Annotated in this window: 19 protein-coding genes and 1 other RNA gene; 7 read left to right on the forward strand and 13 right to left on the reverse strand. The window is 54.0% G+C overall.

Annotated features, from left to right (window positions below; all coding sequences use genetic code 11):
- Window positions 1–18 precede the first annotated feature (18 nt).
- Together fumD and ABLV07_RS15035 are read right to left on the reverse strand one after the other, a co-directional pair.
- Window positions 19–231 carry a fumarate hydratase FumD gene (fumD, locus tag ABLV07_RS15030; protein ID WP_015367006.1) on the reverse strand — a complete coding sequence of 71 codons (213 nt, stop codon included), beginning with the start codon at window positions 229–231 and terminating at the stop codon, window positions 19–21.
- Between the two features lie 235 nt (window positions 232–466).
- Complete coding sequence (locus tag ABLV07_RS15035) at window positions 467–598, reverse strand: hypothetical protein (RefSeq protein ID WP_161798791.1); 132 nt, start codon at window positions 596–598, stop codon at window positions 467–469.
- 137 nt (window positions 599–735) lie between these two features.
- Between ABLV07_RS15035 and pykF the strand changes: the two genes are divergently transcribed.
- Together pykF and ABLV07_RS15045 are read left to right on the forward strand one after the other, a co-directional pair.
- Window positions 736–2,148 carry a pyruvate kinase PykF gene (pykF, locus tag ABLV07_RS15040; RefSeq protein ID WP_015705134.1) on the forward strand — a complete coding sequence of 471 codons (1,413 nt, stop codon included), beginning with the start codon at window positions 736–738 and terminating at the stop codon, window positions 2,146–2,148.
- A 312-nt stretch (window positions 2,149–2,460) separates the two neighbouring features.
- Window positions 2,461–2,697 (forward strand): major outer membrane lipoprotein, encoded by a 237-nt coding sequence (locus ABLV07_RS15045; protein WP_002908860.1) that lies wholly within the window; start codon window positions 2,461–2,463, stop codon window positions 2,695–2,697.
- A gap of 60 nt (window positions 2,698–2,757) precedes the next feature.
- On the opposite strand, the gene ABLV07_RS15050 is transcribed toward ABLV07_RS15045, so the two are convergent.
- From ABLV07_RS15050 to sufA, 7 genes are all read right to left on the reverse strand, one after another.
- Window positions 2,758–3,744 (reverse strand): L,D-transpeptidase family protein, encoded by a 987-nt coding sequence (locus ABLV07_RS15050; protein ID WP_046884217.1) that lies wholly within the window; start codon window positions 3,742–3,744, stop codon window positions 2,758–2,760.
- Window positions 3,745–3,844: 100 nt separating this feature from the next.
- The gene (sufE, locus tag ABLV07_RS15055; RefSeq protein WP_015705132.1) at window positions 3,845–4,261 is read right to left on the reverse strand and encodes a cysteine desulfuration protein SufE; all 417 of its coding nucleotides are present in this window, start codon (window positions 4,259–4,261) and stop codon (window positions 3,845–3,847) included.
- Between the two features lie 11 nt (window positions 4,262–4,272).
- Window positions 4,273–5,493: a cysteine desulfurase SufS gene (gene sufS / locus ABLV07_RS15060; protein ID WP_045366935.1), complete on the reverse strand. Its 1,221-nt coding sequence runs from the start codon at window positions 5,491–5,493 to the stop codon at window positions 4,273–4,275.
- Window positions 5,490–6,761, reverse strand: a complete 1,272-nt coding sequence (sufD, locus tag ABLV07_RS15065; RefSeq protein WP_046884215.1) for a Fe-S cluster assembly protein SufD — start codon at window positions 6,759–6,761, stop codon at window positions 5,490–5,492. The genes sufS and sufD overlap by 4 nt, the downstream gene beginning before the upstream one ends.
- Window positions 6,736–7,482: a Fe-S cluster assembly ATPase SufC gene (gene sufC / locus ABLV07_RS15070; RefSeq protein WP_015367012.1), complete on the reverse strand. Its 747-nt coding sequence runs from the start codon at window positions 7,480–7,482 to the stop codon at window positions 6,736–6,738. Before sufC ends, sufD begins: the two co-directional genes overlap by 26 nt.
- 16 nt (window positions 7,483–7,498) lie before the next feature.
- Window positions 7,499–8,986 (reverse strand): Fe-S cluster assembly protein SufB, encoded by a 1,488-nt coding sequence (sufB, locus tag ABLV07_RS15075; RefSeq protein ID WP_015705129.1) that lies wholly within the window; start codon window positions 8,984–8,986, stop codon window positions 7,499–7,501.
- Between the two features lie 2 nt (window positions 8,987–8,988).
- The gene (sufA, locus tag ABLV07_RS15080) at window positions 8,989–9,366 is read right to left on the reverse strand and encodes a Fe-S cluster assembly scaffold SufA (protein ID WP_015367014.1); all 378 of its coding nucleotides are present in this window, start codon (window positions 9,364–9,366) and stop codon (window positions 8,989–8,991) included.
- Between the two features lie 361 nt (window positions 9,367–9,727).
- Here sufA and ABLV07_RS15085 point away from each other — a divergent pair, with 361 nt between their 5' ends.
- Window positions 9,728–10,129: a hypothetical protein gene (locus tag ABLV07_RS15085; RefSeq protein WP_032707813.1), complete on the forward strand. Its 402-nt coding sequence runs from the start codon at window positions 9,728–9,730 to the stop codon at window positions 10,127–10,129.
- 46 nt (window positions 10,130–10,175) lie between these two features.
- Here ABLV07_RS15085 and ABLV07_RS15090 read toward each other — a convergent pair whose 3' ends face one another.
- Window positions 10,176–10,973, reverse strand: a complete 798-nt coding sequence (locus tag ABLV07_RS15090) for an MBL fold metallo-hydrolase (RefSeq protein ID WP_259925023.1) — start codon at window positions 10,971–10,973, stop codon at window positions 10,176–10,178.
- 178 nt (window positions 10,974–11,151) lie between these two features.
- On the opposite strand from ABLV07_RS15090, the gene ABLV07_RS15095 reads away from it, so the two are divergent.
- The gene (locus ABLV07_RS15095) at window positions 11,152–11,748 is read left to right on the forward strand and encodes a hypothetical protein (protein WP_032707811.1); all 597 of its coding nucleotides are present in this window, start codon (window positions 11,152–11,154) and stop codon (window positions 11,746–11,748) included.
- A gap of 499 nt (window positions 11,749–12,247) precedes the next feature.
- Here ABLV07_RS15095 and ABLV07_RS15100 read toward each other — a convergent pair whose 3' ends face one another.
- Window positions 12,248–12,496, reverse strand: coding sequence for a GlsB/YeaQ/YmgE family stress response membrane protein (locus ABLV07_RS15100; RefSeq protein WP_015367020.1), 249 nt, complete (start codon window positions 12,494–12,496; stop codon window positions 12,248–12,250).
- Window positions 12,497–12,664: 168 nt separating this feature from the next.
- Here ABLV07_RS15100 and ABLV07_RS15105 point away from each other — a divergent pair, with 168 nt between their 5' ends.
- Window positions 12,665–12,853 carry a YegP family protein gene (locus ABLV07_RS15105; protein ID WP_015367021.1) on the forward strand — a complete coding sequence of 63 codons (189 nt, stop codon included), beginning with the start codon at window positions 12,665–12,667 and terminating at the stop codon, window positions 12,851–12,853.
- A gap of 46 nt (window positions 12,854–12,899) precedes the next feature.
- On the opposite strand, the gene menI is transcribed toward ABLV07_RS15105, so the two are convergent.
- Both menI and ABLV07_RS15115 read right to left on the reverse strand, forming a co-directional pair.
- Complete coding sequence (menI, locus tag ABLV07_RS15110) at window positions 12,900–13,310, reverse strand: 1,4-dihydroxy-2-naphthoyl-CoA hydrolase (protein ID WP_015367022.1); 411 nt, start codon at window positions 13,308–13,310, stop codon at window positions 12,900–12,902.
- Window positions 13,307–16,363: an FAD-binding and (Fe-S)-binding domain-containing protein gene (locus tag ABLV07_RS15115; protein ID WP_047063613.1), complete on the reverse strand. Its 3,057-nt coding sequence runs from the start codon at window positions 16,361–16,363 to the stop codon at window positions 13,307–13,309. The genes menI and ABLV07_RS15115 overlap by 4 nt, the downstream gene beginning before the upstream one ends.
- Window positions 16,364–16,581: 218 nt before the next feature.
- Here ABLV07_RS15115 and ydiK point away from each other — a divergent pair, with 218 nt between their 5' ends.
- Together ydiK and rprA are read left to right on the forward strand one after the other, a co-directional pair.
- Window positions 16,582–17,706: an AI-2E family transporter YdiK gene (gene ydiK, locus ABLV07_RS15120; RefSeq protein WP_015367025.1), complete on the forward strand. Its 1,125-nt coding sequence runs from the start codon at window positions 16,582–16,584 to the stop codon at window positions 17,704–17,706.
- A 170-nt stretch (window positions 17,707–17,876) separates the two neighbouring features.
- Window positions 17,877–17,984: antisense sRNA RprA (rprA, locus tag ABLV07_RS15125), an RNA gene on the forward strand.
- Window positions 17,985–18,035: the final 51 nt, after the last annotated feature.

The raw sequence follows: 18,035 nt of genomic DNA on the forward strand, positions 1-18,035 counted from the left end.
TATGTCGGGGCGCGGGGTTTAGTGCCCCGACAACGCGTGAATCACCCTTTCCATCGCCTCGCGGGTGAGCGCTGAACGTTCAATTTTGCTATTTGCCAGCGCGGTGCGTACGACACCGGCAATAACAATATGTTTCGGCTCCTGACCAAGATCGCGCATTTCCAATACCACCTTACCCACTACGCGGCACATTTCCTGATAGAGTTCGTCGTCTTTCGCTTTATTTCCCATTATTAAGACTCGTAAATTATCATTATCAATCAATTCATTATTGATACGATTTTATAATAAAGCAAACTGCGCTATTTTTTTCCACTCAATGAAGCGTTTTACTGCCTTTAATAGGTTTGTAAATATCATAAAACGCCGTTTAATCTGATCCGCTGCGGCAAAAGTGTGTTGCAGCTTCGCGAGCGAATCGTGTGAATTTTGTTACATTAATCACACTAAAAATGAAACGCCGTTTTTATTTTCCTTTTTCGTTTCGGCAGCGTATAATGCGCCTCGATTCTTTCTTGAATGGTTTCAGCGCATTGGACTGCACACAAAAACGTACAAAACATTGCCACTTTTCATGGGCTGAACCGCCAGCACACATTCTTCTGCACGCTCTTTTGTTGTCACCTATCCTTAGAGCGTGGCATTGCAACTTTCGTAACACAGGTTTGACTCCGCGGCAGTGCGCCCCCGGAGCGAGATTTCCATATCCTTCACAACTTAAAGACTAAGACTGTCATGAAAAAGACCAAAATTGTTTGCACCATCGGTCCGAAAACCGAATCCGAAGAGATGTTGACCAAAATGCTGGACGCGGGCATGAACGTCATGCGTCTGAACTTCTCTCACGGCGACTATGCGGAACACGGTCAGCGCATCCAGAACCTGCGCAATGTGATGAACAAAACCGGTAAGAAAGCCGCAATCCTGCTGGACACCAAAGGGCCGGAAATCCGCACCATCAAGCTGGAAGGCGGTAACGACGTCTCCCTGAAAGCGGGCCAGACCTTTACCTTTACCACTGACAAGTCCGTGGTCGGCAACAATGAAATCGTTGCGGTGACCTACGAAGGCTTCACCACCGACCTGAGCGTCGGCAACACCGTACTGGTCGACGATGGTCTGATCGGCATGGAAGTGACCGCGATCGAAGGTAACAAAGTTATCTGTAAAGTGCTGAACAACGGCGACCTCGGCGAGAACAAAGGCGTTAACCTGCCGGGCGTTTCTATCGCTCTGCCGGCGCTGGCTGAAAAAGACAAGCAGGACCTGATCTTCGGTTGTGAGCAAGGCGTTGATTTCGTAGCCGCTTCCTTTATCCGTAAGCGTTCTGACGTGGTTGAAATCCGCGAGCACCTGAAGGCGCACGGCGGCGAAAACATCCAGATCATCTCTAAAATTGAAAACCAGGAAGGCCTGAACAACTTCGACGAAATCCTCGAAGCATCCGACGGCATCATGGTTGCTCGTGGTGATATGGGCGTTGAAATCCCGGTAGAAGAAGTTATCTTCGCGCAGAAGATGATCATCGAAAAATGTATCCGCGCGCGCAAAGTCGTTATCACCGCGACCCAGATGCTGGATTCCATGATCAAAAACCCGCGCCCGACCCGCGCTGAAGCAGGCGACGTCGCTAACGCCATCCTCGACGGCACCGACGCCGTAATGCTGTCCGGCGAATCCGCGAAAGGTAAATACCCGCTGGAAGCCGTTACCATTATGGCGACCATCTGCGAGCGTACCGACCGCGTGATGACCAGCCGTCTGGATTACAACAACGACAACCGTAAACTGCGCATCACCGAAGCGGTTTGCCGAGGCGCAGTTGAAACCGCTGAGAAACTGGAAGCGCCGCTGATCGTCGTTGCCACCCAGGGCGGTAAATCCGCACGCGCCGTGCGTAAATACTTCCCGGACGCCACTATCCTTGCGTTGACCACCAACGAAACCACCGCCCGTCAGTTAGTCCTGAGCAAAGGCGTAGTACCGCAGCTGGTGAAAGAGATCGCCTCTACTGATGATTTCTACCACCTGGGTAAAGAGCTGGCGCTGCAGAGCGGCCTGGCGCGTAAAGGCGACGTGGTTGTGATGGTTTCCGGCGCGCTGGTTCCAAGCGGCACCACTAACACCGCCTCCGTGCACGTGCTGTAATAATTTACAGGTTATTTTATCTTTTTTTAAAGCGCTCCAGTCGGGGCGCTTTTTTTTATTCATTCACTAGCTGTTCTTAATAAAAATGCAAATCGGATTTTACTATTTAATAAGAGATTATCTAAGATGAATCCGATGGAAGCCTTCTGTTTTCACAGCGCTTTTTAAACTAGATCTACGAATTCGATGCTTCTTTGAGCGAACGATCAAAAATAAGTGCATTCGGGTAAAAAAAATATTCTCATCCCAAAAAAGTTTGTGTAATACTTGTAACGCTACATGGAGATTAACTCAATCTAGAGGGTATTAATAATGAATCGTACTAAACTGGTACTGGGCGCGGTAATCCTGGGTTCTACTCTGCTGGCTGGTTGCTCCAGCAATGCTAAAATCGATCAGCTGTCTTCTGACGTTCAGACTCTGAACGCTAAAGTTGACCAGCTGAGCAACGACGTGAACGCAATGCGTTCTGACGTTCAGGCTGCTAAAGACGACGCAGCTCGCGCTAACCAGCGTCTGGACAACCAGGCTCACTCTTACCGTAAGTAAGAGTTCTGGTAATAAAAATGGCGCACATTGTGCGCCATTTTTTTTGCCTGTTGTTTTACCCTACTGCGTCAGTTTAGTGTCATTCTGCTGGCTATTCTGCGCTGACAGCTCGGTCGTCGCGCTGCCCGCCCCTTCAGAAACCACTACCGGATAGCCCGCTCTTCGCGACAGCGCTTTTTTCAGCTGCAGGTCATCCACCGCTTTATCGTCAGAAAAGGCGTGAAACGCGGCAGGAAGCGTGTAAGAGATTGTCCGGGTATTTTCCCCTTCAGTTTGCGAAAGCGGCCTGTGGACCTCTACATAGCGTTTACCATCGGGTTCTACCGCGAACTTCACCGGCTGATTGATAATCCGTACCGGCGTGCCGGCGCGCACCTGGCTGAACAGCGCCTTGATGTCGTCAGCGTTCATTCGCATACAGCCGGAACTCACCCGTAGCCCGACGCTATCAGGCGCATTAGTGCCGTGAATCAGATACTCGCCGTTACCGTAGGCCAGTCGCAGCGCGTAGCGGCCTAATGGGTTATTGGGCCCGGCGGGGATCACTGGCGGCAGCTTAATACCCTTCTCCAGCGAGCGCGCGCGAATACCGGCAGTCGGCGTCCAGGTCGGGTTAGGGATTTTCTGCCCGACGCGGGTGGTCATCTCCGGCGTTTCCAGCCCCAACTGGCCAATGCCGAGCGGATAAACCTGCACCTGATTTTGCCCCGGCGGGAAATAGTACAGCCGCAGCTCGGCCAGGTTGACGACGATGCCTTCACGCGGGACATCCGGCAGCAGCATCTGCGATGGGATTAAGACCCGTGTGCCCGGCTTCGGCTGCACCGGCGCAATCGTATCGTTGGCTTCAAGAATCAGCATCGCCGCCGTGTCGAAGTGGCGGGCGATAGCCTGCAGGTTGCGATCCCCTTCCTGTACCGTCCAGTATTGGTTTTGGCCAATCAAACGGCTGTTGGCTGGGGGAAGCGGATAATCGACAGCCCAGGCGCCGTGCTGCGCGCCCAGAGCTGCGAGAAGGGTCATTGCGATGAGAGACGCGCGTTTCATACTGAGATTCCTTCTTTCGCTGATAAAACGCCAGGATCTGCGCGGCGACGAAAGCGTTCGCCTTCGTCGCACGTAACAGAATGAAATCTACCTGTTTATTCTAGCTAAGATTTGCGGCTTTCGCGCGAATTGCGCGGATCATCGCTTCAAGGCCCTGCGAGCGGGAGGGGGTAAGATGTTGGGTCAACGCCATTTTTTCAAACCACGGGCGTACATCGAATTCGCTAATATCCTGCGCGGTCATGCGGTCATAAAGGATGAATACTACCGCAATCAGCCCTTTGACGATGGCCGCATCGCTATCGCCGCGTAGGGTAATCACGCCGGATGGCTCCTGCTCCATCACGATCCACACCTGGCTTTGGCAGCCCTGAATAATATTCTGCGCGATGTGTTCTTCCGCGCTGAGCGGCGCCAGGCGTTGGCCGAGTTCAATGATGTAGAGATACTTCTCTTCCCAGTTAGCGCAGCGAGAAAAGTTGCGCAGCAATTTGTCTTTGTCTGGTAATGCCGCCATAGTCGCGTCCTTTAACCCAGTAATTTGTGGATCCGCTGCAGCCCGGCCACCAGCCGATCCACCTCTTCCATCGTATTGTACATCGCCAGCGACGCCCGGCACATCGCCGGAACCTGATAGAACGCCATCAGCGGCATCGCGCAATGGTGTCCGGTACGCACCGCGATACCGTAGTTATCGAGAAAACTGCCGACATCGTAGGCATGATGTTTCCCGAGGTTAAAAGCGATGACGCCCAAACGATGTTGCGGGCCGTAAAGCGTCAAATCCGGCACCTTTTTCAGCTCCTGCAAGGCATAGCGCATCAGCGTCTGCTCATATTCGCCGATCTGCTCAAGCCCAATCTCGCTGACGTAGTCCAACGCGGCGCCGAGGCCAATAATTCCACCGGTATTCGGCGTGCCGGCTTCAAAGCGCCACGGCGCTTTCGCCCAGGTGGTGCCCTCCCTCAGGCTGACGGTGGCAATCATCGACCCGCCGCCTTCCCACGGCGGCATCTCCTGTAACAACGATTCTTTGGCGTACAGCACGCCGATACCGGTCGGCCCATACAGCTTATGCGCCGAGAAAACGTAAAAATCGCAATCCAGCGCCTGCACATCCACCGGGTGATGCATCACCGCCTGCGCGCCATCCACCAGCACCTTCGCGCCATGCTGATGCGCCAGCGGGATCAGCGCCGATAGCGGGTTTTCTGTCCCCAGTACGTTCGACACCTGGGTTATCGCCAGCAGCCGGGTGCGGTCGTCAAATAGACCGGGAATAACATCGAGTTGTAAAGTACCGTCCTGGTTGAGCGGGATCACTCTTAGCTCGGCGCCGACGCGGGCGCAGAGCATCTGCCACGGCACGATATTGGCGTGGTGTTCCATTTCGCTGACGATAATATTATCGCCGGCCCCGACGTTAGCCCCGCCCCAGCTATTGGCTACCAGATTGATGCCTTCGGTGGTACCTCGTACGAACACCAGCTCTTCCGGCGAGCGGGCATTAAGAAAAGCGGCCGCCTGCTGGCGTACCTGCTCCATCCGCGCCGTCGCTTCGGCGCTCAGCGTGTGGATACCACGATGGACGGCAGCGTAACCATGGCGATAAAACTCGGCTTCGGCGTTAATCACCGCTTCCGGTTTCTGCGCGCTGGCGGCGCTATCGAGATAAACCAATGGTTGGCCGTTAACCTCGCGGCTCAACACCGGGAAATCGGCGCGCAGGCGTTCTACTGAAAATGTCATGCTTCCCCTCCCGGCAGGCGCTTGCCAATGCGCGCCAACACCTGTTGTTTCAGCGCGTCATCGCTAATGGCTTCAGTAAGTTCGGCGGCGAAGGCGTAAAGGATCATCTGCTGCGCCGCCTGTTGATCGATACCGCGCGAGCGCAGATAGAACAGCTGTTCGTCATCAATACGACCGACGGTGGCGCCGTGGCTGCATTTGACGTCGTCGGCGTAAATTTCCAGCTGCGGTTTGGTATCGACTTCCGCCAGCCTTCCCAACAACAGATTGTTATTGGTCATCTGACCATCGGTTTTCAGCGCGTGTTTCGCGACGTTAATCAGGCCATTAAATACCGCCCGCCCCTTATCGCTGACGATGGTTTTGTGTAGTTGACGGCTGTTGCAGTAGCCAACGCGGTGATCGAGCCAGGTACGGCTGTCGCAGACCTCGTTTTTCACCGGCATCGCCAGCGAGTTAATGCGCAGATTGCTGTTTTCACCGGCCAGACGGGTGCTGGTATGGTGTCGTAACACCGCGCCGCCCAGCAGGAAGCTGCTGCTGAATGCCGAAGCATCGCGGCCAAGCAGCAGATCGTTATGGGCGAAGTGGTAGCTTTGCCCATTTTCAAACGCCAGCTTGATATGCTGCAGATGGGCGTTGTCGGCGACAGACATCGTCAGGCGTCCGCCGGTGAAATGCCGCTGCTCATCAAGGCTAATATAGTGTTCGATGATGGTCGCCTGCGCCCCGCTCTCCAGCGCCAGATGATGGCGATAGTGAGCGGTATTAAGCTCGTCGCCGGCCAGTCCACTGGTAATATGCATCAGCAGCAGCGGTTTCTCCGGGCGCTGATTGCGCTTCACGTCGATGCGGGTTACCGTCTGCGCCAGACTTTCGGTGAGATGAAGAAACACTTCCGGCTGTACCGCGTCCGGCAGATGCTGGCGCTGGTTATCAACGCTGACGTCAAAACCGCTAGCGGTGAGATCGTCGCTGAGCGCCGGGCTGAAGCGGCCATCAACAAACACCATCCGCCAGGCGTCGAGGTTGAGCGCCAGCGCGTCGCGCTGCGCCACGCTGAGTGTAGCCGGCGTCGCAACAAACGTGCCGCTTAGCAGCGCGTCCAGCGGTGTATATTTCCAGTTTTCATGTTTGCGCGTCGGCAACCCCAGGCGCAACAGCTGTTGCAAATGCTGATTGGCCTGCGGCGTGCGTTCTTCGCCCTGTGCTTCAAACAGATGATGCCACTGCTGCAGCGCGTTACTGCTGTTCGGTAAGCCAGCCATAGCCCTGCTCCTCCAGTTGTTTAACCAGAGTGAAATCGCCCGACTTGACGATTCGCCCCTGATACAGCACGTGGACATAATCCGGTTTGATGTAATCAAGGATACGCTGATAGTGGGTGACGATAATAAAGGCGCGTTTGCCGTCACGCAGTGAGTTAACCCCCTCCGAGACAATCTTCAGGGCATCAATATCCAGCCCGGAATCCGATTCATCGAGGATACACAGCTCGGGCTCAAGCACCGCCATTTGCAGAATATCGTTGCGTTTTTTCTCGCCGCCGGAGAAACCAACGTTCACCGAACGAGTTAGCAGATCTTCCGGCATCTTCAGCAGTTTGATCTTCTCTTCCATTAAATCCTGGAAATCGAAACGATCCAGCGCCTCCAGGCCGCGATAGGCGCGTACGGCGTTGAGCGCGGTTTGCAGGAAAAACTGATTACTGACGCCTGGGATTTCCACCGGATACTGAAAAGCCATAAAAATGCCCTCCCCGGCGCGATCCTCCGGGGCGAGTTCGAGCAGGTCTTTGCCCTTAAACTCGACGCTACCGCCGGTGACTTCGTAATCCTCCCGTCCGGCGAGGGTAGCTGAGAGCGTACTTTTCCCAGAGCCGTTAGGGCCCATGATCGCGTGGACTTCGCCGGGGCGCACCTCAAGGTTCAGCCCGCGCAGGATCTCTTTGTCTTCTACGGCGACTTGCAAATCTTTAATACTTAACATCTTTTTTCCTTAATTATCAGCCGACGCTATGTTCAAGGCTAATAGCCAGCAATTTTTGCGCTTCGACGGCGAACTCCAGCGGCAATTCTGAGAACACGTCTTTACAGAATCCATTGACGATCATTGAGATCGCATCATCTTCGCTAATACCCCGCTGCAGGCAGTAAAACAGCTGGTCTTCACCAATCCGCGAGGTGGTGGCTTCGTGTTCCAGCTGGGCGCTGTTATTGCGGCACTCGACGTACGGGAAGGTATGCGCTCCGCAGTCCGGGCCGATCAGCATCGAATCGCACTGGGTGAAGTTCCGGGCGTTCGTCGCGGTCGGCATAATTTTGACCAGCCCGCGATAGCTATTCTGGCTGTGTCCGGCGGAGATCCCTTTCGAGATGATGGTCGAGCGGGTGTTCTTGCCGATATGGATCATTTTGGTCCCGGTATCCGCCTGCTGATGGCCGCTGGTCAACGCCACCGAGAAGAATTCGCCGATCGAGTTATCGCCGCGCAGAATGCAGCTCGGGTATTTCCATGTTATAGCCGAACCGGTTTCCGACTGGGTCCACGACATCTTGCTGTTTTCGCCTTCGCACAGCGCGCGCTTGGTGACGAAGTTAAGGATGCCGCCGGTATTGTTGTCGCCGGGGAACCAGTTCTGCACGGTGGAGTACTTCACTTCCGCATCTTTATGAATGATGACTTCAACCACCGCCGCATGCAGCTGGTAGCTGTCGCGGACCGGCGCCGAGCAGCCTTCGATATAGCTCACGTAGCTACCCTCGTCGGCGACCAGAATCGTACGTTCAAACTGGCCGGTTTTCTCGGCGTTGATGCGGAAATAGGTCGACAGCTCCATCGGACAGCGCACACCTTTCGGCACGTAGATAAAGGTGCCATCGGAAGCGACCGCGGCGTTCAGCGCAGCGAAGAAGTTGTCGTTGCCCGGCACCACGGTACCGAGGTACTTTTTCACCAGTTCCGGATGATCGTGAATCGCTTCGCCAAAGGAGCAGAAGATGATCCCCTGCTCCGCCAGCTTCTCGCGATAGGTGGTTGCTACCGATACCGAGTCGAAAATGGCGTCCACCGCGACTTCTTTACCTTCGCGTACCGGTACCCCGAGCAGGTTAAAAGCTTCCTCGACTTCATTTGTCAGGAAGGTGTTTGCCCCGGTCTGTTGCACCGCGCCGGGCTCCGAGGCGCAGGTCTCGTCGCAGTTGCCGCAGGATGGCGCCGAGTAGTAGCTGTAATCCTGATAATTAAGCTTATCGTAATGCGCTTTCAGCCAGTGCGGCTCCTCCATCTCCTGCCAGGCCTTAAAGGCGTTGAGACGAAATTCGAGCATCCACTCCGGTTCATTACGACGAGCGGAAATCGCGCGTACCACCTCTTCATTAATGCCTTTGGCCAGCTCATCGGTTTGTAGCTGGGTAAAAAAGCCTTCTTTATAGTTGAGCGGGCCGCCGGTCCAGCTTTTGACATCGTCAGTTGCTTCAGTATTTCGAGACATAGTTACTCCGCCTGAACCCCGAAGCTTTCGCCGCAGCCGCATTCGTGCTGCGCTTTAGGGTTATGAAACTTGAATATTTCATTTAAGCCTTCGCGAACATAATCCAGTTCGGTACCGTCAATGAACGGCATCGCCTGCAGCGGCGCAAACAGCTTGGCACCGTCGCGTTCAAACAGCAGATCATCGTCCGCCGGCTCGGCAATCATTTCCAGCACGTAGCCAAAACCGGCGCAGCCGCTGGTTTTAATCCCCAGGCGCAGCCCCTGTTTGTCCGGCTGTTTGTGCATCAGATCGCGAATATGGGCCGCCGCAGCGGGGGTCATCGTTAGCCCCTGCCAGTTGAAATCGTCGGGATTAAAGGTGTTTGTTTGTAGTTCCATCGCTCTACCTCATCGAGTGCCGCCATCGGGCCATACCCTCATGTTAGTGATAATGATTATCACTTCAACCCTGCCGCAGCAGGGGTATTCGGCCATTTCGCCCGTTTCTGCGCTTTTCTATAAGCATAGACCCTGGTGAAGGGGTTATCAGGAAGCAATTCTTATATTTAATAGATTGATAAATAATAAGTTATTGAGGATAAGAGCGCAGGCGAAGCGGCAATGGAAAAGATGTATCGAAAATACCGATTTATGCGATAGAGACCGGAAATGGCACTTTTCGTCAGTGTTGGGGATATGAAGGGGGTTAATCTACCGCAGAAAATCACAGGATAAGCAGGTCGTTCATAAAGGAACTCTAATGACGAAGGTCACCAAATTTAGTTCGCTCGCGGTTTTGGCTGTCGTGTTGTGCGGGATATATAAAACCGCGTCGATTGCCATGGCGGCTAGCGCCGATTACTCGCGCGCGGACTGGCTCACCTTCTATCTGATTGCACCGAGCGAAGTTAAACATGCCCCCCTCATCAATGACAGCACGCCGATTCACTTCAGGGCTGCTGATGGCGCCTCCCCCCAGATAGACGAGATTGAATACGCCAGGGATACGGACGAAAACATCTTGTCTGAATACCTACGCGCTTTAGGTTATCGCCAGGAAAAAGATCCGGTATTCGGCACCCGCTGGTCTTTGCAAGGCACCGATAAAAGCGCCTATATTGCTGCGACTGAAAATTCAATCAGGCTGACGTTTACGGATTGAAATACCTGAGACAACGGATAGCAACTGGCGTTGTCGAACTCCCATCTTACTTTCGCAAACAAGCAACATACTTTTCCCCGCTGCGACGGACGATCTCCCCGGCGTTATTCAGAATCTCCCGCCCCTCGAACGCACCGTAGATTTGGCTGAATTTCACGCCAGCCAGCCGATGAATGATATCCGTGACCGTTGATGCCGGCAGCGGTAGCATATTGGGATAGCTCCACATGAAAGAAACGGCGTTTGCTCCGGGCGCCACCTGGACAATATCGCCGGATAATAGCAGGCCGTCGCCCTGCGCCCAGTGCAGGACGCAGCCACCAGCAAAATGCCCCCCCAGGCGAATCAGACTGGCATCGGCCGTCAGTTGCAGGCTATTGCCCTCCCAAAAGGTAATCCACGGGCTGTCGCGCATGACCCACTGGCGGTCATCCCCGTGCAGATAGATTGGCGCCTTGAACTCCGCCGCCCAATCCTGCATACAACTGTAGTAATGCGGATGTGAGATAGCGATGGCTTTCAGCCCACCCAGCGCGGAAACCAGCGTTTTTGTCGCCTCATCGAGGTTGGCGATGCAGTCCCATAGAATATTGCCCTGCGGCGTACGCAGCAGAAATGCCCGCTGATTAATGGCAAAGTCAGGAATAGTGCGAATGCTAAAAAGCGCGCTGTTATGCTGTTGCCACTTATTGCTGTGCGATGCGGTGAGCTTATTTAATGCAATCCACTGCTGGCCGCCCACCGGAACAAATTGCCGCTCGTCTTCGCATATCGGGCAATGTTGCGGAGGGTTTTCGCTAAATTCATAGGAGGTACCACAAGCTTTGCATAGCGTAATCGTCATCTCTTCCTCTCTATTCCAGCATCCGATAACAAGCATGGCACAGCTTATTTTAGCGGTGTGGCAGATTGTGCAGAGCGCAAAAACCTACCTGCTTTGGTAGCGTTCTGTGTTTTTTATCGTTTGTCATAACGGGCATAATCAACCGGCACCAGTAGATGAACGATCGCCGGGAAAAAGGATGCGCAAATTTACAGCACTACTATTAATGGGGTTACTTACCGGCTGCTCGGTTAACGCGCCGCAAAGCGCGCAATACAATGCCGAGTACTCCCAGCGCCAGGATATACGCACGCAGAACGTATATCGATTTAAGATCAAACCGCTGCAACCCAGCGGCGGAAAATATTGGGGTGCGGATAATTTAACGCAGGTTTTTTACGTCAGTGATAAAAATGCCGCAACCATTGAATTACGTTTCAATTTCCCCACCGCCACGCTGCAGGCTTCATCGTTAGACGAGCAAGGGAAAGTAGTAAGTACTCAAACGTTCGCCTTGTTAGCCGAATCCGCGACGCCGCCATCGGGTTCGGATACGAAGTATTTATATCTGACGAAAAGTGGCGAGTTACTTAGCAAATGGAAAAACTGTACTCCGGATATGAGCGTGGGTTGTAGTTGGGGGGGACATCAAATATTTATCACCCACAGCGCCGATCTGGCAGTGCAGTATGCAACCGGTGGCGCGGGTTTAGCTTTTCTGCTGATTCCATTTTACAACTCCGAAGCCCGGTTGCAGATTTTCGCCAAAGCGCCAATCGGCGCAGCTGGCGACTAATAGAACGATTCAATTTTGTGATGTGATCGGTTAATTCTTAAAAACAGGGTTGGTTTAGGCAGCGTTTACTCATGTACAATTCGCGTCGTTTGTAAATGTTTACCGATGCAAAGTCGGATTATGGTTTACGGGAGCGAGTGTCGTACAGGATGATTGATATCAGTATTATGTCGATGTGCATGGTAGTGCTGCTGGTGATGAGCGTGTTGCTGGAGTAACCCTCCCCCTACTGTTTTTGTCAGCTTATGTAACCCCGGAATTAAACATAAAATTACCTCGCTGCTTCTCCAGCCGGGAAGCAGTCAGGCTGCGCCTTACCATCCTGCAAAACGGAGTTTACGCCCTTTGTCAGGAGGCAGCCGAAAAAATTTGCCAAAATGGGTTCGCCCGCGGGTATCCAGCGGGCTTTTTTTTGTTTACGAGCGTCTGTCGCGGGCATAAAAAAACCGCCGTGGTGAACGGCGGTTTACTGTTTCAGAGTGAATATGCGCTCGGCGTATTAACTCTTCACTTTACGATAGATAAACAGCACAACGATTGCGCCAATCACCGCCACAACAAAGCTGCCGAAGTTAAAACCGTCAACCTTGCCAAAGCCGAATAACGTACTGATCCAGCCACCGACTACCGCACCGATAATACCGAGGATCACGGTGACAATAAATCCACCGCCGTCTTTGCCCGGCATAATCCACTTAGCCAAAATACCAGCGATCAGACCAAAAATGATCCAGGAAATGATACCCATGGTTAACTCCGTCCTCTTTGTTACCGTGAAAGTATTTCGTAATTAAAATAGTAGCATAATTATAACGAATGATTTAACAAATATATATTTATTAGATGATTGCTTGCCGTTTCGCTAGCCCTGGTCTACAGATTATTCAGTGCTCGTTAATAACGAAAGGGGTGAAGAATGGGGTATTACGTACTGAAAAAGTCTGATAAGAGCGTCCCACAGCCGTGGTATTTTCTGCTGAAGGCTGACAACCATGAGACCATCGCCACCAGTGAGATGTATTCATCGAAAGATGCGGCCAAAAAGGGCATCGCCTCGGTGCAGAGAAACGGTGCCAGCGAGGTCATTAAGGACGAAACGCAATAAACAAGAAGGGGATGCAAGTGCATCCCCTTAAATATTCTGCCGACCGTTACACCACGGCGGTGGTCAGTCGTGATGAGCAGCACAAACGCCCCTGCTCATCGGAGATATCGATTTGCCACACCTGATGGCGCGACCCCACATGTAGCGCGGTACAAACCCCACGCACCCGCCCGCTGCGTACCGAACGAATATGGTTGGCATTCACTTCCAGGCCGACCACTTTCTGTTCCCCTTCGGTACACAGATAGCCCGCGACCGAACCCAGCGTTTCAGCAAGAACCACCGATGCGCCGCCGTGGAGCAGGCCAAATGGCTGATGTGTGCGGTGATCCACCGGCATCGTCGCTTCAATGGCGTTATCGCTGATGGCCACAAAGTGAATATCCAGCAGGCCAACCATGTTCCCCTCGCCCATCGCGTTAAGCTGCGCTAGCGAAGCCTGACGTTTCCAAATCATCCGATAATCTCCAGCAGAGCCTGCAGCGGGTGACGCACTCCGCTGCCTTCGATACGCTTCACCTGACTGCGGCAGGAATAACCGGTAGCCAGACAGCGGCTGCGCGGTAAACGCGCCATCGCCTGCTGCCAGGAAAGCGCGTAAATCGCCAGCGAGTTGGCATGGTTTTTCACTTCATGACCATAGGTACCAGCCATACCGCAGCACCCCGTACTGATGTACTCCATTTTCGCCCCAAAACGGGCAAATATTTCCGCCCACTGTTTGGGCGCGGCCGGTAGCGCCGTCACTTCCGTACAGTGGCCAAACAGATACCAGGGTTCGCCGCTATTGTCCTGACCGGCCGATGGCGCTATCGCCTGGGTCAGCCACTCATGCGCCAGCATCACGCGAAAATCGCCGCGTTTCTCGCCCAGCGTCTGGTTATATTCATCGCGATAGCAGAGCACCAGCGCGGGGTCGACGCCAACCATCGGTATATCCAGCCGCGCTACGCGGTTGAGAAAATCAGCGGTTTTCTGCGCGGTACGCGCAAAGCGCGTCAGGAACCCCTTGATATGCTGCGCTTTACCGTTCGGCGAGAACGGCAACAGCACCGGCTGATAGCCAACTTTTTCAATCAGGCGGACAAAGTCAGCCACCACCTGCGCTTCGTAATAGCTGGTAAACGGATCCTGTACCACCAGCACCCTCTTCGCACGCTGTTCGACGCTCATCGCTTCCAGATCCTCAAGCGTGGTATTGGCGGAACGATGGCCTGCCAGCTGCTGCTTGAGCGACGGCACGGAGAGCAACGGTAGATCGACCATACCGATATGTTTTTCCGACAGCTTGCGCATCCACGGCTGATTGATAAAGAAGTTGAATGTTTTCGGCGCCTGGGCCATCAGCGGCGCGTAGGACTCGACCGTCGCGACCAGATGGTCGCGTACCGGACGCAGGTAGCGGCTGTGATAAAGTTGCAGGAAGCGGGAGCGGAATTCCGGCACGTCAATCTTAATCGGACACTGGGTTGAACAGGCCTTACAGGCCAGACAGCCGGACATGGCCTCTTTCACTTCATGTGAGAAATCATATTCGCCTTTACGCGCATGCCAGCTGTTGCGGGTACGCTCGATCAGGGCGCGCAGGCTTACACCTTTCTCCGGGAGTTCTTGCTCCAGTTTGTTCGGGACTATCCCGCGGTCGGCCAGCAGGCGTAACCATTCGCGCACCAGCGTCGCGCGGCCTTTCGGCGAATGGATGCGCTGATTGCTGACCTTCATTGACGGACACATCGGGCTTTTTACATCGAAGTTAAAGCATAGACCGTTGCCGTTACACTCCATCGCGCCGCGCCAGGCGCTACGCACGGCGATGGGAATTTGGCGATCGTAGGTGCCGCGTTTCACCGCATCGACTTTCATCATCGGCGCGTCAACGCCTTCAGGCGGGCAAATTTTCCCCGGATTCAATCGGTTATCCGGATCAAAAGCGGCTTTCACTTTACGCAGTTCGCTATATAACTCCTCGCCAAAGAAGGCCGGACTGTACTCGGCGCGGAAACCTTTACCGTGTTCGCCCCACAGCAGACCGCCATATTTGGCCGTCAACGCCACCACCTCGTCGGAGATCTGCTTCATCAGCACCTCCTGTTGCGGATCGCACATATCCAACGCCGGACGAACGTGCAGCACGCCGGCGTCGACGTGTCCAAACATGCCGTAGCTCAGACCATGTCCGTCGAGTAAAGCACGAAACTCGGTGATGTAATCCGCCAGATGCTCCGGTGGCACGCAGGTATCTTCTGCAAAAGGAATCGGTTTCGCGGCGCCTTTAGCATTGCCCAGTAGACCTACCGCCTTTTTACGCATGGCATAGATGCGCTCGACGCCATCGAGTTCATGACAGACCTGCCAGCCAATCACCCCGGCGGCGCCCTGCGCCATTAGCTCATCAAGACGCTGACACAGGGTGGTTACCTGGCCGTCTATTAATTCAGCATCATCACCGGCAAACTCAACAATATTGAGCCCCAGCATCTCTTTTTCCGGCACATCGGCGATCAGTTCGCTCACCGAGTGCCAGACGATATCTTCGCGCGCCAGATTAAGGACCTTCGAATCGACGGTCTCCACCGACAGCGCCTTTGCTTCAACCATGAAGGGGGCGTTACGCAGCGCCGAATCAAAAGAGTCATACTTGACGTTGACCAACCGGCGTACCTTCGGCAGACGCGTAATATCGAGCCGCGCTTCGGTAATAAATGCCAACGTGCCTTCGGAGCCGGTCAGAATGCGCGTCAGGTCGAACTCGCTCATCTCATCATTAAAGACATGACGCAGATCGTAGCCGGTCAGGAAGCGGTTCAGTTTCGGGAATTTATCGATGATCAGCTGACGCTGCGCTTTGCAGCGCTGATAGACGGTACGGTAGATGCGGCCAATCGCTGACTGCTCGCGCCCCAGCGTTTCCGCCAGCGCGGCGGGAATGGGTAAGGTATCAAGGATATCGCCGCCCATGAGAACCGATCGCACCCCAAGCACATGATCGGAGGTTTTACCGTAGACCAATGACCCCTGTCCGGAGGCATCGGTATTGATCATACCGCCGAGCGTCGCGCGGTTACTGGTCGACAGTTCAGGGGCAAAGAAATAGCCGTAGGGCTTAAGAAACTGGTTAAGCTGGTCTTTGATTACCCCGGCTTCTACCCGCACCCATCCCTCTTCGGGGTTGATTTCGATAATACGGTTCATATAGCGCGACATATCGACGATAATCCCCGCGTTCAGCGCTTGACCATTGGTGCCGGTACCACCGCCGCGTGGGGTAAAAATCAGCGATTTAAAGCGTGGCTCCGCCGCCAGTCGCGCCAGTAAAGCGACGTCTGCGGTGGAACGGGGAAACAGAATGGCGTCCGGCAACAGCTGATAGACGCTGTTATCTGTCGCCATGGTGAGCCGGTCGGCATAGCTGGTGGCGGTATCGCCGGTGAAACCTTGTTGCTCCAGTACTTGCAAAAAATTCAGCACCAGCTGAACGACGCCCGGCGCTTGAGAAATCTGTGGGATCATGACGCTTGACCCTGCCTGAATATGTTGTGTTTAGAAGATGTAATAATGCGCAAATTAAACGTTTGCGTGGCGCACTCAACTTTTTATCACATTTTTTTCATATCCGCCCACGAGATTTACGGGCAAAATCAGGCGCGCGAAATTATTGATATTATTATCTGTACATGGAATTACGCTGCGTCAGCATTGAGACGCGACTGGAAAGGTAAATTTTCTCTATGATTAACCAACATCAGCCCCGGGACATACCGCAAATTCTGCTGTCGGTGCTGTTTTTGTCCCTGATAATTATTTCCTGCCTGTGGGTTGTGCAACCATTTATTCTCTCTTTTGCCTGGGCCGGTACCGTGGTCATCGCCACCTGGCCGGTGCTGCTGCGTCTGCAAAAGCTGCTGTTTGGCAAGCGCTCGCTGGCGGTGCTGGTGATGACGCTGCTGCTGTTTTTACTGTTCGTTATTCCTATCGCCTTATTGGTGAATAGCCTGGTCGATAATAGCGCCCCGCTGATCAAAATCGTCAGCACCGGCCAGGTAACGCTGCCGGATTTCGCCTGGCTGAACTCGATTCCGCTGATCGGCGATAAACTCTATTCCGCCTGGCATAGCCTGCTGGAGATGGGCGGCGCGGCGATTATGGCTAAGGTTCGCCCTTATATTGGCGCCACCACCACCTGGTTTGTCGGCCAGGCGGCGCACATTGGTAAACTTCTGGTTTACTGCGGACTGATGCTGTTGTTCAGCGCCCTGCTTTACTGGCGCGGCGAGCGCGTCGCCTATGGTTTCCGCTACTTCGCGACCCGTCTGGCCTCAAAGCGTGGCGATGCTGCGGTGGTCCTCGCCGGACAGGCGGTACGCGCCGTAGCGCTGGGCGTGGTTGTCACCGCGCTGGCGCAGGCGGTGCTCGGCGGTATCGGGCTGGCGATAAGCGGCGTGCCTTACGCCGCGCTGTTGACCGTGGTGATGATTTTCACCTGTCTGGTACAGCTGGGGCCGCTTATCGTGCTGGTCCCTTCAATTATCTGGCTATACTGGACCGGCGATACGACCTGGGGCACGGTGCTGCTGGTGTGGAGCTGCGTGGTGGGTACGATGGATAACGTGATTCGTCCGGTACTGATTCGCATGGGCGCCGACCTGCCGATGATTCTGATCCTCTCCGGCGTTATCGGCGGCCTGATCGCCTTCGGGATGATTGGCCTGTTTATTGGTCCGGTGCTGCTGGCCGTCTCCTGGCGTCTTTACGACGCCTGGGTACAGGAAGTGCCGCCACCGCCGCTGGACCCGGATCTGGTTCTGGCGGAGCTCGCCGAGCTTAATGCCAGCCATAACAAAAGCGAAAAGTAACCGAAAGGCGGGGAAACCCGCCTTAAACTTAAGCTAAATTTATCAATCCCCCGCCACTTCCGGCATATTCATGTTCCAGCTCGATATTTACCTCTCATATTCTTCACACTGATTTAACTATTGAGAAGAATCCGATCGACGCCAACAGCCCTGATGCCTACTATTAGCCCACGGTTATAGATCAAGATATTGATTTATAAGCATGGAAATCCCCTGAGTGAAACAACGAATTGCTGTGTGTAGTCTTTGCCCATCTCCCACGATGGGCTTTTTTTTACGTCAAAACCAACCATCGCGAAACGTTGCTGAAGGCAAAAAAAATCCCCGGC

Origin of the sequence: Klebsiella sp. CN_Kp097 (genome assembly GCF_040064495.1) — a bacterium.
GTDB classification, from domain to species: Bacteria; Pseudomonadota; Gammaproteobacteria; order Enterobacterales; family Enterobacteriaceae; genus Klebsiella; species Klebsiella aerogenes.

Coding starts and splice junctions, on each gene's coding strand:
- menI (WP_015367022.1), bottom strand. CDS start 13,310: ATGATTTGGAAACGTCAGGCTTCGCTAGCGCAGCTTAACGCGATGGGC.
- sufD (WP_046884215.1), bottom strand. CDS start 6,761: ATGGCTGGCTTACCGAACAGCAGTAACGCGCTGCAGCAGTGGCATCAT.
- sufA (WP_015367014.1), bottom strand. CDS start 9,366: ATGGAACTACAAACAAACACCTTTAATCCCGACGATTTCAACTGGCAG.
- ABLV07_RS15115 (WP_047063613.1), bottom strand. CDS start 16,363: ATGATCCCACAGATTTCTCAAGCGCCGGGCGTCGTTCAGCTGGTGCTG.
- ABLV07_RS15100 (WP_015367020.1), bottom strand. CDS start 12,496: ATGGGTATCATTTCCTGGATCATTTTTGGTCTGATCGCTGGTATTTTG.
- sufB (WP_015705129.1), bottom strand. CDS start 8,986: ATGTCTCGAAATACTGAAGCAACTGACGATGTCAAAAGCTGGACCGGC.
- ydiK (WP_015367025.1), top strand. CDS start 16,582: ATGATTAACCAACATCAGCCCCGGGACATACCGCAAATTCTGCTGTCG.
- ABLV07_RS15050 (WP_046884217.1), bottom strand. CDS start 3,744: ATGAAACGCGCGTCTCTCATCGCAATGACCCTTCTCGCAGCTCTGGGC.
- ABLV07_RS15090 (WP_259925023.1), bottom strand. CDS start 10,973: ATGACGATTACGCTATGCAAAGCTTGTGGTACCTCCTATGAATTTAGC.
- sufE (WP_015705132.1), bottom strand. CDS start 4,261: ATGGCGGCATTACCAGACAAAGACAAATTGCTGCGCAACTTTTCTCGC.
- ABLV07_RS15105 (WP_015367021.1), top strand. CDS start 12,665: ATGGGGTATTACGTACTGAAAAAGTCTGATAAGAGCGTCCCACAGCCG.
- ABLV07_RS15045 (WP_002908860.1), top strand. CDS start 2,461: ATGAATCGTACTAAACTGGTACTGGGCGCGGTAATCCTGGGTTCTACT.
- fumD (WP_015367006.1), bottom strand. CDS start 231: ATGGGAAATAAAGCGAAAGACGACGAACTCTATCAGGAAATGTGCCGC.
- ABLV07_RS15085 (WP_032707813.1), top strand. CDS start 9,728: ATGACGAAGGTCACCAAATTTAGTTCGCTCGCGGTTTTGGCTGTCGTG.
- ABLV07_RS15035 (WP_161798791.1), bottom strand. CDS start 598: ATGTGTGCTGGCGGTTCAGCCCATGAAAAGTGGCAATGTTTTGTACGT.
- sufS (WP_045366935.1), bottom strand. CDS start 5,493: ATGACATTTTCAGTAGAACGCCTGCGCGCCGATTTCCCGGTGTTGAGC.
- sufC (WP_015367012.1), bottom strand. CDS start 7,482: ATGTTAAGTATTAAAGATTTGCAAGTCGCCGTAGAAGACAAAGAGATC.
- pykF (WP_015705134.1), top strand. CDS start 736: ATGAAAAAGACCAAAATTGTTTGCACCATCGGTCCGAAAACCGAATCC.
- ABLV07_RS15095 (WP_032707811.1), top strand. CDS start 11,152: ATGCGCAAATTTACAGCACTACTATTAATGGGGTTACTTACCGGCTGC.